This is a genomic window from Hamadaea sp. (assembly GCF_013362815.1).
In the GTDB taxonomy this organism is placed as follows: Bacteria; Actinomycetota; Actinomycetes; order Mycobacteriales; family Micromonosporaceae; genus Hamadaea.
The window spans coordinates 31,577-46,458 of sequence record NZ_JABFVK010000046.1; the positions used below are offsets into that span (position 1 = coordinate 31,577).

General features: G+C 69.2%; 15 protein-coding genes. 5 read left to right on the forward strand and 10 right to left on the reverse strand.

The window, feature by feature from the left end:
• Positions 1-24 precede the first annotated feature (24 nt).
• The gene (locus HOV77_RS21595) at positions 25-576 is read left to right on the forward strand and encodes a DinB family protein (RefSeq protein ID WP_290864428.1); all 552 of its coding nucleotides are present in this window, start codon (positions 25-27) and stop codon (positions 574-576) included.
• A 42-nt stretch (positions 577-618) separates the two neighbouring features.
• On the opposite strand, the gene HOV77_RS21600 is transcribed toward HOV77_RS21595, so the two are convergent.
• From HOV77_RS21600 to HOV77_RS21630, 7 genes are all read right to left on the reverse strand, one after another.
• Complete coding sequence (locus HOV77_RS21600; protein ID WP_290864430.1) at positions 619-1,563, reverse strand: hypothetical protein; 945 nt, start codon at positions 1,561-1,563, stop codon at positions 619-621.
• Positions 1,560-2,081, reverse strand: a complete 522-nt coding sequence (locus HOV77_RS21605; RefSeq protein WP_290864432.1) for a SigE family RNA polymerase sigma factor — start codon at positions 2,079-2,081, stop codon at positions 1,560-1,562. The genes HOV77_RS21600 and HOV77_RS21605 overlap by 4 nt, the downstream gene beginning before the upstream one ends.
• Before the next feature lie 71 nt (positions 2,082-2,152).
• Entirely contained in the window at positions 2,153-3,670 is a 1,518-nt protein-coding gene (locus HOV77_RS21610; protein WP_290864434.1) for a molybdopterin-dependent oxidoreductase, read from the reverse strand.
• Between the two features lie 56 nt (positions 3,671-3,726).
• On the reverse strand, positions 3,727-4,338 hold the full coding sequence (locus HOV77_RS21615) for a fasciclin domain-containing protein (RefSeq protein ID WP_290864436.1): 612 nt from the start codon (positions 4,336-4,338) through the stop codon (positions 3,727-3,729).
• A 113-nt stretch (positions 4,339-4,451) separates the two neighbouring features.
• Positions 4,452-5,177 (reverse strand): anti-sigma factor, encoded by a 726-nt coding sequence (locus tag HOV77_RS21620; protein WP_290864437.1) that lies wholly within the window; start codon positions 5,175-5,177, stop codon positions 4,452-4,454.
• The gene (sigK, locus tag HOV77_RS21625; RefSeq protein ID WP_290864438.1) at positions 5,174-5,779 is read right to left on the reverse strand and encodes an ECF RNA polymerase sigma factor SigK; all 606 of its coding nucleotides are present in this window, start codon (positions 5,777-5,779) and stop codon (positions 5,174-5,176) included. The genes HOV77_RS21620 and sigK overlap by 4 nt, the downstream gene beginning before the upstream one ends.
• Positions 5,780-5,844: 65 nt before the next feature.
• Positions 5,845-6,288: a DUF4383 domain-containing protein gene (locus HOV77_RS21630; RefSeq protein WP_290864439.1), complete on the reverse strand. Its 444-nt coding sequence runs from the start codon at positions 6,286-6,288 to the stop codon at positions 5,845-5,847.
• Between the two features lie 179 nt (positions 6,289-6,467).
• Here HOV77_RS21630 and HOV77_RS21635 point away from each other — a divergent pair, with 179 nt between their 5' ends.
• Entirely contained in the window at positions 6,468-6,815 is a 348-nt protein-coding gene (locus HOV77_RS21635; RefSeq protein WP_290864440.1) for a YciI family protein, read from the forward strand.
• A gap of 47 nt (positions 6,816-6,862) precedes the next feature.
• Entirely contained in the window at positions 6,863-8,047 is a 1,185-nt protein-coding gene (locus HOV77_RS21640) for a sigma-70 family RNA polymerase sigma factor (RefSeq protein WP_290864540.1), read from the forward strand.
• Between the two features lie 206 nt (positions 8,048-8,253).
• On the opposite strand, the gene HOV77_RS21645 is transcribed toward HOV77_RS21640, so the two are convergent.
• Positions 8,254-9,471 carry a hypothetical protein gene (locus tag HOV77_RS21645; RefSeq protein WP_290864542.1) on the reverse strand — a complete coding sequence of 406 codons (1,218 nt, stop codon included), beginning with the start codon at positions 9,469-9,471 and terminating at the stop codon, positions 8,254-8,256.
• Positions 9,472-9,615: 144 nt separating this feature from the next.
• The gene (locus tag HOV77_RS21650) at positions 9,616-10,878 is read right to left on the reverse strand and encodes a vanadium-dependent haloperoxidase (RefSeq protein ID WP_290864441.1); all 1,263 of its coding nucleotides are present in this window, start codon (positions 10,876-10,878) and stop codon (positions 9,616-9,618) included.
• A 93-nt stretch (positions 10,879-10,971) separates the two neighbouring features.
• On the opposite strand from HOV77_RS21650, the gene HOV77_RS21655 reads away from it, so the two are divergent.
• Both HOV77_RS21655 and HOV77_RS21660 read left to right on the forward strand, forming a co-directional pair.
• A complete protein-coding gene (locus HOV77_RS21655) occupies positions 10,972-11,451 on the forward strand; it encodes a hypothetical protein (protein ID WP_290864442.1) in 480 nt (159 codons plus the stop codon).
• 126 nt (positions 11,452-11,577) lie between these two features.
• Positions 11,578-12,009, forward strand: coding sequence for a hypothetical protein (locus HOV77_RS21660; protein ID WP_290864443.1), 432 nt, complete (start codon positions 11,578-11,580; stop codon positions 12,007-12,009).
• 61 nt (positions 12,010-12,070) lie between these two features.
• On the opposite strand, the gene HOV77_RS21665 is transcribed toward HOV77_RS21660, so the two are convergent.
• Complete coding sequence (locus tag HOV77_RS21665; protein WP_290864444.1) at positions 12,071-14,836, reverse strand: BTAD domain-containing putative transcriptional regulator; 2,766 nt, start codon at positions 14,834-14,836, stop codon at positions 12,071-12,073.
• Positions 14,837-14,882: the final 46 nt, after the last annotated feature.

Below are 14,882 nucleotides of genomic sequence, written 5' to 3' on the forward strand. Positions count from 1 at the left end.
TCGTCGGACGGCTATCGTCTCGGGATGGACGTCGACTGGAACGCCGAAGTGGTCGATCAGCTTGAGTCGCATTGGCGGCATCGACTCCGGCCTCGTCTGGCAGGTCTCACGGACGACGAGTATTTCTGGCAACCCGTCTCCGGTTGCTGGACCGTCAGCCGTCGCGGCGAGAGTTCGGCTCCGATGTCCCTCGGACCGGGCGAGTTCACGTGGGATTACGGCGAGCCGCCGCACGGTCCGGAGCCGGTGACCACCATCGCGTGGCGACTCGCGCACCTGATCGTCGTGTTCGCGTCCACCAACGGCACCCAGTTCGGGCGTACGGCGATCAGCCAGGAGACGTTTCGCTATGCGGGCACTGCCGAGGAAGCGCTACGGCAGCTCGATGACGAGTACGCGGCATGGCTCAGCGGCGTACGCAGTCTCGGCACAGCCGGGCTCGCCCAGCCGCAAGGACATCCGCCTGCGTTCGCTCATGCTCCCGTGGCGAAGAAGATGTTGTACGTGAACGTCGAAGTCATCCACCACGGAGCCGAGATCTGCCTGCTTCGCGACCTCTATCTCCGGCACAAATGACGTTCGGGCGGTCCGAGTCCGGACCGCCCGACAGCGATTGGGTTATCCCACAAGGTGCTGCGGGACCGCCACGTTAACGGGCGTGCCGTACGCCGAAAGCTCCGTCACCACGTGCAGCCGATAGGTGAAGGGCGGCTTGCCTTGCTCGTCGACTCGCTGGACTGCCCGGTCGTAGGTGACGGAGGCGATCCGGTGGTCCGCGTTGACCCTCACGTCGCCGACGAACTTGTCCGAGATGAGGCCGCGTCCGTCGCCGGGCACGGTCAGCTCGAAGTGGTAGACGCCGACGGCCTTCTCGGTGACGATCGCGCCGGCCTCTTGCATGGTGCGGAACAGCGCCTGGGGGTCGGTCGTCATCGTCAGGCCGCCACCGAGGGCGAGGTCGAAGTCGAGGTGGTCTTGCGTACCAGGTCGGCGGGACCAGAAGATCTTCTTGGCGTCGTCGGGATGGCGAGCGTCTCGGCCACCGATGTAGTGGACGCCGTTGATGAGCCGTTCGTGTTCGAAGCCGGCGGCGACGACTGGTCGCAGGCCGGTGGACGGCGAATCCAGGTAGCCGGTGAGGGTCACCGGGTCGAATGCGCCGGTCGTGGTCCAAGTGCGGCTGACCGGTTCGGGGAGCTCGCCCTTCGGCGGGAGTTCGTTCAGGTAGGTCGTCGTCACCTTCAGGTGGTAGCTGATGTTCTGGCTGGCTGCGGCGGCAGCGGCGAGCCGGAGCTGAGGAGAGGCGGGGGCCGTGGCGGTGGGGCCGCCGGCGATCGGGCCGGGTGGCGTACTGCCGGTGTTGCGGGAGCCGGAGCCGATGGTGAGCGTGGCGGCCAGGGCTCCGGCGACGCCGATCGCTCCGACGGCGTACGCGGTGCGATGGAGCACGACTCGCCGGTGGTGCCGCCGAGCGGCGTCCGCCAGGATGTCCCGGGTGAAGGTGAGGCCGGCGACTTCGTCCTGCATCATCGTGGTCAGCTGATCTTCGAGTTTCGCGGTCACGCGCCTGCTCCGTTCCATCCGGCGTCTTCGAGCACCCAGGTTGCGGTGAGTACGCGGAGCCGGGCGAGGCCCCGCGAGGCGGTCGACTTCACAGTGCCGACCGAGCAGCCGAGCAGTGCGGCCGCTTCGATTTCGCTGTACTGCTCCCAGTAGCGGAGTACCAGGACGGCCCGTTGCCGGGGCGGCAGCTGGGCCAGCGCGTCGAGGAGCGCGTGGCGCAGATGTAGCTCGTCGCTGCCGTCGGAATGGCCTGGTGGCTCGATCTCCGTGAGCACCTCGGGCCGGCGTTTGCGCAGCCGCCAGCGGTCGATCGCGAGGTGGTACAGCGTACGGCGAAGGTAGCCTTCCCGGTCGCTGTGCACCTTGTTCCAATTGCGCATCAGGCGTTCCAGCGCCACCTGGACCAGATCCTCCCCGGCGAACCGGCTGCCGGTCAGCAGCGCGGCGGTCGCGAGGAGGGCTCGGCCGCGTTCGGCGACGAGGAGGTCCAGCCCGTCGAAGCGTTCGGAGCGTCTCACCTGCTCTCCTTCCCTCGCTGACCAAGGACGACGGAGGCGGTGCGAAGGTTGACTCGATACTGCGGGGAACTTCAGGGCGACACTGTCACGGCGAGCGTGTGCCACCCGGTCGCGCCGTCGGGGAACGGGGTCGCACGCCGTTCGGGCTGCGTCCGGCCGGTGCCGTCGGTTGCGCGTACGCGCAGGGTGTGGCCGCCGATTGTGGCATGCCAGCGGTGTCGCCACTGGACCCAGGTGTCGCGACCCGGGCTGGTCAGCAGTTCGGCCGGCTCCCACGGTCCATTGTCGACCTGAAGTTCGACGGAGTCGATGCCGCGGCCCTGGGCCCACGCGACCCCCGCCACGGTGACGTCACCGGGGGCGATGTGGGCGAAGGCAGCCGGGCGGTCGATCCGCGAAGCCGTCTTGACCGGGGCTTCCCGCGCCCAGCCCCGGCGCACCCAGTACGCGTCGAAGTCGGCGAACCGGGCGAGTTCGACCTCTGTGATCCACTTACAGGATCCGGCGTACCCGTAGAGGCCAGGGGTGAGCATCCGGACGGGAAACCCGTGCTCGGGTGGCAGCGGCCGGCCGTCCATGCCGACGGCGAGCATGGCGTCCCGGCCGTCGAGCAGTGTCGCCGTCGGAGTGCCGAGCGTCATGCCGTCGGCCGAGCGTGCGACGACCTGATCGGCGTCAGCGTCCACGCCGGCTTCCCGCAACAAGGGCGCGAGCGGTACGCCGAGCCACCGGGTGGTGCCGATGTACGGACCGCCGACCTCGTTGGAGACGCAGTTGAGCGTGATGTCGCGCTCGATGAGGCCCCGGCTGAGCAGTTCGTCGAAGTCCAGCGTGATCGGCCGGTCGACCAGCCCGTGGATCCGCAACCGCCACCGATCCACGTCGACCCGCGGGACGGTCAGCGCTGTGTCCACTCGGTAGAACTCGTCGACCGGTGTGTAGAAGCCAGGCGTGGTGATCCGGGGACCCGTCGGCTGCACCGGCGCGGGCAGCCGGATCGCTTCGCGAGATCGGGCATCGGATGCGGCCGCGAGGCGTCGAGTGACGCCTGCTACCCCACCGGCGGCAACCGCAGTTCCAGCGACAGCGCCTGCGGCGATGAGGAATCGGCGACGGCCCGCCGCCGCCAGGCCACCTGACGACGACGGCACCCGCGGCAGACGATGCAGCAGGATGCCGAGGATCGGCGCGGCGACCAGCCCCGCTAGGAATGACGGCACCGCGTCGAACGGCTGCGCGGCTGGGCGGGTCCAGACAGTGGCTGCGGCGACGAGGCCGAGCACGCCGAAGCCGGCCTGCGCGAGACGTAGCCGCCGCTGTCCCAGCACGCCCAGGCTCGCCGCGACCAGAACGAGCACTGCGCCGATTCCGGCTAGTAGCAACGGTTTGTCATAAGTTCCGACGGTGCGGACTGCATACTCCTTGACCGGAGTCGGCGTGAGGTCGATGACCGTCGAGCCGATGCCGATCAACGGTGACGACTCCGGACGCAGCAGCGTCGCGCCCAGCTCGGCGACGGCCACTCCGGCCGCCGCCGCCAGGATTCCGCAACCCGCGCCCACGAGATCGCCTCGGCGAAAGATCCGCATGGTGGCCTCCCTAGGGGCGGGCTCGCCGGGTGGAGCCGGCGAGCCCGCAGGTGGGATCACTTGGGCATCAGCACGCTGTCGATGATGTAGACGGTGGCGTTCGCGGTCTGCACGTTGCCGCAGACGACCTTGGCCGTTCCGTCGACGGTGAAGTCGGTGCCGGAACCGCTCACCGTCAGTTCGCCGCCCTGCAGCGTCTTGTGCGTACCGGCGAGCTGGTCGGGCGCGAGCTTTCCGGCCACCACGTGATAGGTCAGGATCTTCGTCAGCGTCGCATTGTCGGCGAGGACCTTGTCCAGGTCCGCCTTCGGAATCTTGGCGAACGCGTCGTTCGTCGGCGCGAAGACGGTGATCGCCTGGGCGCTGTTGAGCGTGTCGCCGAGACTCGCCTTCTGCACGGCGGCGACCAATGTCGACAGCATCGGGTTGCCCGAGGCTGCCGTCGCGACGGGCACCTTGGCCATCGCGTCGAAGCTGCCCGGGTTCGCCGGGTCGGTCGGCACGGCCGCACAGCCCGGTCCGAACTCGCCTGCTGCCGATGTGGCCGGCGACGGCGCGGCGGACGCTCCGGCGGCGTTCGACGTCGTGGCCCCGCTACCGCATGCGGCCAGCGCCAGCGCGGTGACACCAGTGGCGAGCAGCGCGGCGAGCGTCTTCTTCGGCTTCATCGTGAACACCCCTTCTCCTGAGGACTCCGGCGGAATCCCCGTCCGTGGGGATTCGGCCGTCGTCGTGGATCGGATGGGTGTATTTCCGAAAAAACTGATTCGCGTACTGCGACTCAGGCCAGCCGGACCTGCGCGACGATCGGCAGCGTGGGCGTCGCCGACCCGCTCGCGGGCTCGATCGTCATGGCGATCAGGTCCGCTCCCCCGATCCCGCTCACGTAATGCGTCGACGTCCCTTGACCGGGCGCGAGCACCGCGGCCGGGTGCGCTGTCGTGCCCTGGACGGTCCACAGCTCGTACGCACGATCGGAGGGCGGCGCGTCTGCGCCCGCGACGACTACGACCGCCGCGTCCTGCGACGCCGCGGAGACGACGGTGATCCTTCCGCCGCCAGTCACCGGCGATGTGCGTACCACCGCGTCGGACGCAGTCAGCACGGCCTCGATGCGGGCCTGACGTTGCTCCGCCTCGGCGCGGGCCGCCTGCTCTTGGCGTACGCGCTGGTCTTGCACGAGATAGGTGACGCCACCCGCGACCGCCGCGATCAACCCGGCGGCCAACGCGAACGCCGCGCGGCGACGCCACCGAGATGCGCGACCGGTCGGCGTGGGAGCGAGCTGCCGCGTGCCGTGGACACGCTCCAGCACCTGTTCGCGCAGCCGGGGCGGAGGCGACGACCAGCTGTCGTCGGCGAGCCGGACGGCCGCCTCCCGCAAACCCACGACCTCCGCCACGCAGGTGGGGCACGTGCGCAGATGGCGTTCGAAGGCCTCCCGCTCGGCGTCGTCGAGAGCGTCGAGCGCGTAGGCGCCGGTCAGCAGGTGCAAATCGTCGGTCATCGGGATGCCTCCACTCCGAGGCAGTCACGCAGGCGGATCAGCGCGTCGCGCATGCGGGTCTTGACAGTGGGCAGCGCCGCGTCGAGCACCGCCGCCACCTCGCGATAGGTGTAGCCGCTGTAGTACGCGAGACTGATGGCCTCGCGCTGCAGCTCGGTCAGGGTACGCAGACAGCGGCGCACCTGCTGGCGTTCGATTCGAGCAGTCGCCTGGTCGGCCACCTCGTCGTGGCCCGTCTGCTCCGGATCGGGTGCCAGCCGCTGGATCCGGTCGGCTGCAGCCTGCTCGGAGCGGACCCGGTCGACGGCCCGGCGATGGGTGATGGTGAAGATCCACGCCGTCGCCGAGCCGCGAGCGGGGTCGAAGCGGGCCGCAGTTCGCCACACCTCGACCAGCGCCTCCTGAGCGACCTCCTCGGCCTGGGCCGGATCGCGGACGACCCGGCGGGCCAGCCCGTAGACCCGGGCGGCGACCTTGTCGTACAGTCCGGCGAACGCGGCCTCGTCTCCCCGGGCGACCTGCCGCAACAGGTCGCCGAGGTCCTCCGGGCGGGCCGTCGCCGATCCCGCCGGGGCCAGGGCCGGAAACTGGCCGTCGGTCATCCTCACCGCCTGGTTCGTTCTTCGAGTTCGGGTCGAATCGGGCACGGCCGTCGGCTCCGGAGTGCTCAGGCCCGCTCGGGACGCGACAACAACAGACCGAGCGCCGCCATGCCGACCCCCAACGCCAGGTGCAGCCAGTTGTCGGCCGAGTTGACGGGCACGAAGTTGGCCGCGCTGTCGGCGTCGACCACCAGCCCGTAAAGCCAGAGGACCAGGTAGATCGCGCCGCCGCCGACCAGGAAGACCCGCGCGCCGCTCATCGTCCGGGCCAGCAGCAGACCCGCCACCCCGAACAACAGGTGTACGGCATTGTGCAAGATCGACACCTGGAACACGCCGAGCAGCCGCGCATCGGAGTGGTGCGAGGCGAAGCTCAGCGACCCGTAGTCGGTCGTGATCCCGGGGACGAAACCCAGGACACCGACCAGCAGAAACACCGCACCGACCGCGTACGCGACGAGCTGAATGGGACTCCGTGCGGCAACAGCCGCCCGCGTGGTGGAAACCATGACGCTTCTCCCTCCGGTTGTGGTCCATCGGGATTCGTACGCCGGCGGCGGCCGGATGGGTCCGAGTTTCGGCGAACCGCCGAGATCTCGTATTTTCTTCTCTGACGGGCTGTCGATTTCGCGTACGCCGCTCGACGTATAGGCGTACCGACGATATTCGCGCAGGAAGGCGGCCTGATATGGCCCAGTACGCAGTGCTCATCTACGCCCCCGACTCGGCGCACGGACCGGATGCGACCGCGGAGGAAACCGCGCCGCACGATCGGCATGCCGCCGAGCTGGCGCGGTCGGGCGCCATGCTCGCGGCGTACGCGTTGACGTCGCGGGACTTGGCGACCTCGGTACGCGGCGACGCGGTGACCGACGGCCCGTTCGTCGAGGCGAAGGAGATCGTCGCCGGGTTCTACATTCTGGAGGCGCCCGATCTGGATGCCGCGCTGGCGATCGCGAAGCTGAATCCGGCCTGCCAGCTGGGTGGCGGCGTGGAGGTGCGGCCGGTCGCCGCGGGCGGGCCGGTCGAGCGCTGATGATCGAGGAGGCGGTCGCCGCTGCGCATCGGCGGGGGTGGGCGTTCGTGCTCGCTGCGACGATGCGGGTGGCCAACGACCTCGACCTGGCCGAGGAGTGCGTTCAAGAGGCGTACGCCGCTGCGCTGCAGAGCTGGGCGCGCGACGGAATCCCGGACAATCCCGAGGCCTGGCTCACCACGACGGCGCGGCGGCGGGCGCTGGACGCGATCCGGCGGGAGCGGACGCTGCGGTCGAAGTTGCCGTTGCTGGTGGAGCCCGAGGAGACCGTCGAGGACGCCGCCATGGATGAGGCGCAGGACGAAGAGCCGCCGGACGACGAGGTCGCCGACGAACGGCTGCGGCTGATCTTCACCTGCTGCCATCCGGCGTTGGCCCAGGAAGCGCAGGTCGCGTTGACGTTGCGGCTGGTGTGCGGGGTGCCGACGCCGGATGTGGCGAAGGCGTTCCTCGTCTCGGAATCGACGATGGCGGCCCGGATCACGCGCGCGAAGAAGAAGATCTCGGGCGCTCGCATTCCTTTCCGCGTACCACATGGTGCTGAATTGCCGGACCGGCTGCGGAGCGTGCTCGCGGTGATCCACCTGTTGTTCACGGTCGGGCACACCGCGCCGTCGGGCGCGGACCTGATGCGCGCGGACCTGGCCGATCGCGCGTTGCACCTGGCCCGGATGCTGCGCGAGCTGATGCCCGACGAGCCGGAGGTGGCCGGGCTGCTCGCGCTGCTGCTGGTCACGGACGCCCGGCGCAAGGCCCGCGTCGACGCTTCGGGACGGCTGGTACGCCTGCCGGACCAGGACCGCTCGCTGTGGGATAGTGCGGCGATCGCGGAGGCGGACGGGCTGATCGTGGCCGGTCTCCGCACGGGGCGTCTCGGGCGATATGTGGTTCAGGCCGCGATTTCAGCGTTGTATGCCGATGCGCCCACCTATGCGGAGACTGATTGGGGGCAGATCGTCGAGCTGTACGACCGACTGCTGGAGATCTGGCCGTCGCCGGTCGTGGCACTGAACCGGGCGGTGGCGCTCGCGATGGTGGCCGGTCCGGAGATTGCGCTGGCTGAGGTCGAACTGCTCGATTTGCCGGGTTACCACTATCTGCCTGCGGTCCGGGGGGATCTGCTGCGGCGGCTGGGCCGTGAAGAGGAGGCTCGGGCGGCGTACGCGGAAGCACTGAACCTGGCCGGTAACGAGGCCGAACGGGAGTTCCTCGCCGAGCAGCTCGCCGCGTGACGCCCAGCAGCGCGCCGCGAGAGCTGCGTTTGATCATCGCCGGATGCCGGATAACGTCCCCTTGGCGGGCGGAATAGCCGCGTTATCCCGGCATCTCGCGCCGGCCGGGCGATACCCGCCGGCCTCAACGGGACGGGCAGGCGGCCGAGGCGATTCTGACGTATCACCTCGACCGCCTGTTCCGGTCTCGGAATCGGTGACTGCTGTCAGGCGGCGGAGACGACGATCGTCCCCGTCGACTGGCGTACGCACTTCACCGAGTGGGCGGTCGCGGCGTACGCCCCGGCGAGGCACTGCCCGAGGACGGCGTGCCCGGCCACGTTGGGATGCCACGACTCCTGGCACGTCTGGAAATACGTGATGCACGTGTCGGCGTACCGCTTGATGTCGAGTTTGTCCTTGCCGGACAGGCTGGTGATCGGCACGCCGCTCGGCCCGTCCTGTACGCGTACCGGGGTGGCCAGCGCAGTGGCCGGGTTGGCGGAGACCTCACAGAGCCGGGCGCCGTCGAAGGCCTGCTGGACGTTGAGATACACGAGGTCGTCGGCGGGGAACTCGGTGCTCAGCGTCGTGTACGCGGTCTTCACGATGGTGCCGAGGTTGGCCGAGAACTGGTGACCCGGGGGGAGACTGGCGCGGTGGATCGGGCAGCCCGCGGCGTACCGGACGGCGCCCAGCTCCCGGAACTTGTCCCGGTCGTCCTCGCGGCCGTCGGCGCTGATCAGGCTGGGCATGACGTCGAACGGCAGCGGGTTGGTGTAGTCCTGGAGCACGATGCGGTGCTGGTGGTCGGCGTCGACCTGGTCGAGGACGGTCAGCAATTGCCGCAGCGCGACGATGGTCTCGGAGGTCGCGCTGCTCACCTGAGCCGCCGTGGCCAGATCGTCCGAAGTGCACGGGTCCTGCTCGATCGGCCCGTTGATGTACGCCCAGAACTCCCACCAGCCCGTCCACGCGTCGGCGATGAACCGGTTGGCGCACTTGCTCGCCACGTCGCCGAAGCTGAACGAGCTGTTGTTGGAGCCCAGTCCGATGAGGACGAGGTCGATATCGTTTGTCTGCGCGACCGCGCGTACCTGGTCGATCTGTGAGGCGACCGAGCGACCCTTGTCGCGGGTGGCCGACGCGCTGGTGATGTCGTAGGGCCGGCCGCCGGAGCAGGCCAGGTTGAACCGGTTCTGGATGCCCGGCAGCGCGGCCTGGAAGATCGACGCGTTGGGCGACCGGTGACAGAAGTACGCGTTCGAGTTGGCGGCCGACCACCCGGGGAATCCTTGGGACACACCGTTGACGTCGACGACGTTGGAGTAGTTGCCCGCGCCTTCGCCGCTGACGAAGCTGTCGCCCATCACGACAGCGGCGGTGGGCAGGGCGTCGAGTTCGAGGGTCGGTGCGGCCAGGGCACGGGCCGGCACCGTGGTCAGGAGGAGTGCGGCAACCAACGCCGCTCGGCGAAGAATCGACACAGGGACATCTCCAATGGGACGAGGGGTCCACATCGAATCATGAAGAATCTTCACCGTCAACAAATCTCACCGATCACGCGAGATCTGTTAATTCCAACCGTGCTACTTGCGAGGCTTGAAGGCGTTCCCCGCGATCATGTACGCGAAGACCGACAACCCGATCCGCACACCCTGGTTGTCTGCGGAGCGGAAGTGTATGCCGCCCCAGATGCGAGCCTCGACGACTTCGGCCAGCGCCTGCGAGAAGCTCCTGAAGTGCCGAGTAGCGTTCGCCGCCGGGCTGTACGCACTGAACGCGATGTCGTCGCGGTGGTAGAAGTAGGCGAGCGTCGCCATCGAGGCCGAGGTGAAGCAGGTGTGACCCGAGGTGTAGTCGGGGAACGGCGGCGTGACCAGCAACGGCATCCAGGTCGGATCGCCTGTGGTCGCCGGGTTGCCGTCGGCGTCGCCGAGCTGAACCGCGGTCACCGGCCGCCAGAAACTCCAGTACTCCTTCTCCGCGTAACAGGCGATGAGGGCGTCGGCCTCAGTCATGTCCACCATGGCGAACATGCGCGCCGCCTGCAACGTGTTCAGTCCCTGGCCGACGGCGACCTGACGCTTAATCTCCCACTCGGTCAGCCGCCGGTCGTGCCACCAGATCGCCGCCTCGGTCTGATCAGGGGTGCGTACCATGCTGGTGGCGCCGCCGATCTTCTTGACCTCATTGAAATCCTTGGCATACGCCCGGCTCGTGAGCGCGGGTGGGCCGGAGGTGCGGAACATGGCGGCGTCCGGCATGAGAAACGGTCTGACGTGACCGGTCCACGCCCCGGCCGAAGCGAAAGTCGGCGGCGTCGGCCGCCACTGCCCGGGCTGCGTGCCGGTCACCCAGGTCTGCGTACCGAACGCGCCGTCGTTCTCCCGCGCTGCGATCATCGCGGCTGCCGCCTGCTCCCCCACTGCGACGCCGCTCGGCTTCGACGGCCCATCGGCGATCGCGGCCAGGGCTGCGTCGTACTGCGCCAGCAAGCGCGTCTGCTGGCTTGGGAACAAGGACACGAGCATCTGGTACGCCGCCGCAGCGACCGCCGCGTCGGCCGACTCCGTTCCGTCGGCAACCGGCGCTACCAGGTAAGGCCGGTAGGGCGTACCGGCGATCGCGTTGACCGCATCGTAAACCGCCCCATGCACCATCGCGAAACTGCGCGCCTGTTCGTTGGGCTGCTGCTGGGCGACGTCCCAGATGGCCTGCTGTGCATATCCATCCCACGTGACGACCGAGTTCCCCGGAACTGCCTGAGCAGCCGCCGGCCGAAGGACCGCTGTGGATGTGAGCACGAGAACTGCGGAGACACCGACGCGCAGAAGCGTACGCCTGGCCATGATTCCTCCCCGTCCGGAATTCGCTGAGGCTTACCGAGTTCATAGAATCATCTGCACCTCTAAATTATCAACGAAACCCGGTAGATTGCCCGCATGACGAGTACGCCTCGCGAAGCGGAAGGCCGCATCGGCCCGGTCGGCGCGTTCCTGTGCCGAGTGCTCCTGCTGGGCGTCTGTTTGCCGGGACCGGTTCTGCTCGCCGTCGACGTCTCGTCGATGCGGCCGGACTCCCCCAAGGATTTCTGGGGATTGCTCGCCGGAGGCGTGTTCACCACGATCGTCGGCGTAGGGTTCGGAGTGTTCGGGCTGCGGGTGGTCAACCGCTCACGCCGTGACTCCCGTCAGCTCGCCGCGTCCGGGGTCGCCGCCACCGCGGAGATCCTGACGGTGGAGAACTACATCGGCGGTGAGGACCCGGGACTGCGTCTTTGCGTACGCATCAGCGGACCGGAGTTCACGTCGTTCGAGGCGGAGACGACTCGTCCCGTCGACGCGTCGCTCGTGCCCGGCGCGGTGCTGGGAGCGCGGGTCGATCCGTCCGACCGCCTCTTCACCTTCACCCACGCCGCCTGAGCGCAGGTGCCATGTCGGGCACCGCATCAAGGAGACGCGTCGCGTCACGCCGGTTCGCGTTCGGTGAGCGGCCGGTTAGATCCACCTGCCAGGCTTCCGAGCGACTGCTCACCTGGGAGGTATTGAATGAGGGTCAGACTCACTCGCGCACTCGGCAGGGCCCTGCTTGCTCTCGCCTCTTCCGCGACGATTCTGAGTGGGCCGCAGGCCGCGAGCGCCAGCCCCGAGACGTGCGTCACCCCGGCCGGTCCGCCGTTCGGAACATACATCTGTGATTACGAACCGACGATCATCGAATGGCCGGACGGGCATCGACAGTGGTTCGTCGTCGGGACGGACGTGAGTAATCAGGTCTGGACCAGTTGGGAGTATGCCTATGACCGGTGGACGAACTGGGAGCCCTTGGGCGGCACCGCACGCAGCGAGGTCATCTGCGTCACCTGCGTCGAGACCAACCCTTACGCGCCCCTGCACCAGCTGTACGACAACCATCTCGCGATTGAGGTGGTCGGCACCACGGGCAGGTTCTACGAGCTGGATTGGTGGCCGGGAGGCTAGGGCGTCTGGCACCTGACGTAGCCGGCGATGCCCCTGAGAAGGCTGCCTCGGGGGGCCTCCGTCAAACCCGCGCGCCAGCGGCGGCGATGAGCTCGCCGGCTTGCGTACGGCTCAGTTGCGCTCCTTGGGCGACGAGCTCCGCGAGGACGTCGGGTGGCAGCGCGTCGCGTACGGCGGCGGCTTCGCGCGGGCCGTCGATCGGGTTCATCAGCTCGGGCGAGAATCCGACTTGGCGGCCGAGCGTCTGGATCGCGCCGAGCAGCAGCGCGCCCGGTTCGGGGCGGCCGCTGTGGGCGAACGCGGCGGCTGTCGTGTGCGCCAGGACCAGCCACGCGGTGAGGTCCAGGTCCGCTTCGAGCGGGCCGACGATCTGCGCCGCCATCGCCAGCGCCGCTTCCGGCTCGCCTGCGTCGATCGCCGACTTCATCGCGGTCCAGGCCGCGGAACCGGTCGCCCACCGATGGCCACAGCGCTCGCCGATCCGGATCGCCGCGGCGAGATCGGCCCGGGCTCGCGCGGTGTCGCCGCGCAGTCGGCGCACGCCGCCGAGGACCATCAAGGTCTCAGTGTGCAGCCAGGGTACGCGTAAAGCCCGGGCTCGTCGTTCGGCGATCACGGCGTTGGCGTACGCGTTGTCGAGGTCGCCGAGCAGTGAGCGGAAGTGCCCGAGGTGCATCAACGCGTACGCCATGGTGAGGGTGTCGGCAGCTCGGACGGCGGCTTCGTGCGCCTGTTGGGCGGCGGTGAGGGCGGTCGCCGGGTCGCCCCGGAGGTAGCTGAGTCCGGCGACGGCGAGCAGCGCCCGCGCGCGCAGCGAGTCGGGCGCGTCCTGGGCCAGGTCGAGCGCCGACTGCAACCAGGTGAGACCTTCGGTGATGTGGCCGCGCCGGTACCAGAACCAATGCAGGGCGGCTGCGATGCGCAGTGCGGTCGCACCGTCGCCGTCGAGCAGGGCCGAGGTGAGCGCCGCTCGGGCTTCGGCTTGATCGGCTTCCAGCCGGCGGATTTCGGCGTACGCCTCGAAGCTTCGAAGACCGGACTCCGCGGCCTCGACCCAGCCGGTGACCCAGAGCCGATGCCGCGCCGCGAGATCGGCGGTGTCGCTTGTGGAGAGCCGGGCGGCGGCGAACGCGCGCAGCGCCGTGAGCATGCGATAGCGCCGCGGCCCCGAGCCGTATTCGACGCGCAGCAGCGACTTGCGCACGAGCGCGGCGATCGACGGCAGCGCGTCGGGCGTGTTCGTGACCTGGGCGGCGGCGTCGAGGTCGAACCGGCCGGCGAACGTGCTGAGCCGTTGGAACAGGGCTTGTTCGGCGGGCGGAAGCAGGTCGTAGCTCCACGCGATGGCGCGGCCGAGATCGCGGTGGCGGGGAACGCGATCCGGCTCGGTTGGCGACGGCCCCGGCAGCCCGGCGGCGATCTGACTGAGCGACAGCACCCGGCATTGAGCCGCGGCCAGTTCGATGGCCAGTGGGAGACCGTCGAGCTGGGCGCAGATGCGGTCGACGAGCGCGGACTCGCCGGCGTCGGGCGTCCAGCCGGGCAGGATGTCGGCGGCGCGGTCGAGGAACAGGCGGCGCGCGTCGGTGGTCATCGGTGGCACGTCGACGATGACCTCGCCGATGATGCCGAGCGCTTCGCGGCTCGTGGCGACGATCCGTACGCCGGGACAACGGGTGAGAATCTGGGCGCACCAGTCGCGGACGGCGTCGACGAGATGCTCGCAGTTGTCGAGCACAAGCAGCGTCTGCCGGGTCGTGAGCAGGTGGGTCAAGGCGTCGACCGGTACGCCCAAAGTCTGCGCGATCTGGGTGGGCACGAGGTCGGGCTGCTGAAGGTCGGCCAGTTCGACGAACCACGGACCGTCCGGGCCTTGAATGCGATGGGCCGCCTCGATCGCGAGACGGGTCTTGCCGATGCCGGCCGGGCCGGTGACGGTGACGAGCCGGGCGTCGGCGAGCGCCCGGCCGACGGCGGCCAGCTCGGCGTCGCGGCCGACGAAGGACGACACGGCATGCGGCAGGTTCGGAATCGTTTCCGGGCGGACGACGGAAGCGGGCGCAAGACGCGCGTCGTGCCGCAGGATCGCCGTACGCAGATCGCGCAGCACCGGGCTGGCGTCGAGCCCGAAGCTGTCGGCGAGCAGGTCCTCGGCGGTACGCAGCACGTCGAGCGCGTCGGTCTGCCGCCCGGCGCGGTATAGGGCGAGGGCGTAGAGCCGCCATCCTCGTTCGGCGAGCGGCTGCTCGGCGGCGTACGTATGCAGGTCGCCCAGCACTTCGTTGTGCCGCCCGAGTTCGATCATCGCCTCGAAGCGGTCGAGCGTCACCGTGTCGTGCGCCTGATTGAGGCGGCGGATCTCGGCGTCCAGGAATCCGAAGCCGGCCAGATCCCCGTACGCCGGACCGCGCCACAACGCGATCGCCTCGTCGAACGCGGCCAGGGCCGCACGGTGGTCGCCGTCGCGCAATAGGCGAGCGCCGTCGGCGGCCAGCCGGGCGAACTCGGCGCTGTCGACGGCGGCGGCGTCCACGCGCAAGGCGTACCCGTTGCCTTCGGTGGTCAGCACTCGCGCGGCGGTCCGGACTCGCCGATCCGGTTCGAGCACGCGCCGCAGCTCGGCGATGTACGCGTGCAGGGTGGTCATCGACGGGGCGGCCTCGCCGTCCCAGACGTCTTCGAGGATGCGTCCGGTCGAGACCGAGCGTGGCCGCGCGAGCAGCAGGCTGGCCAGCACGGCCCGCTGCTTGGGGCCGCCCAGGGCCACCTCGACGCCGTCGAGCCGGACGCTGAGGCTGCCGAGAACCCGAATCTCAACTGTGGACATGGGAACGGAACCTACGGCCTCGAACCCCTTTCGTTCCATCGCATTC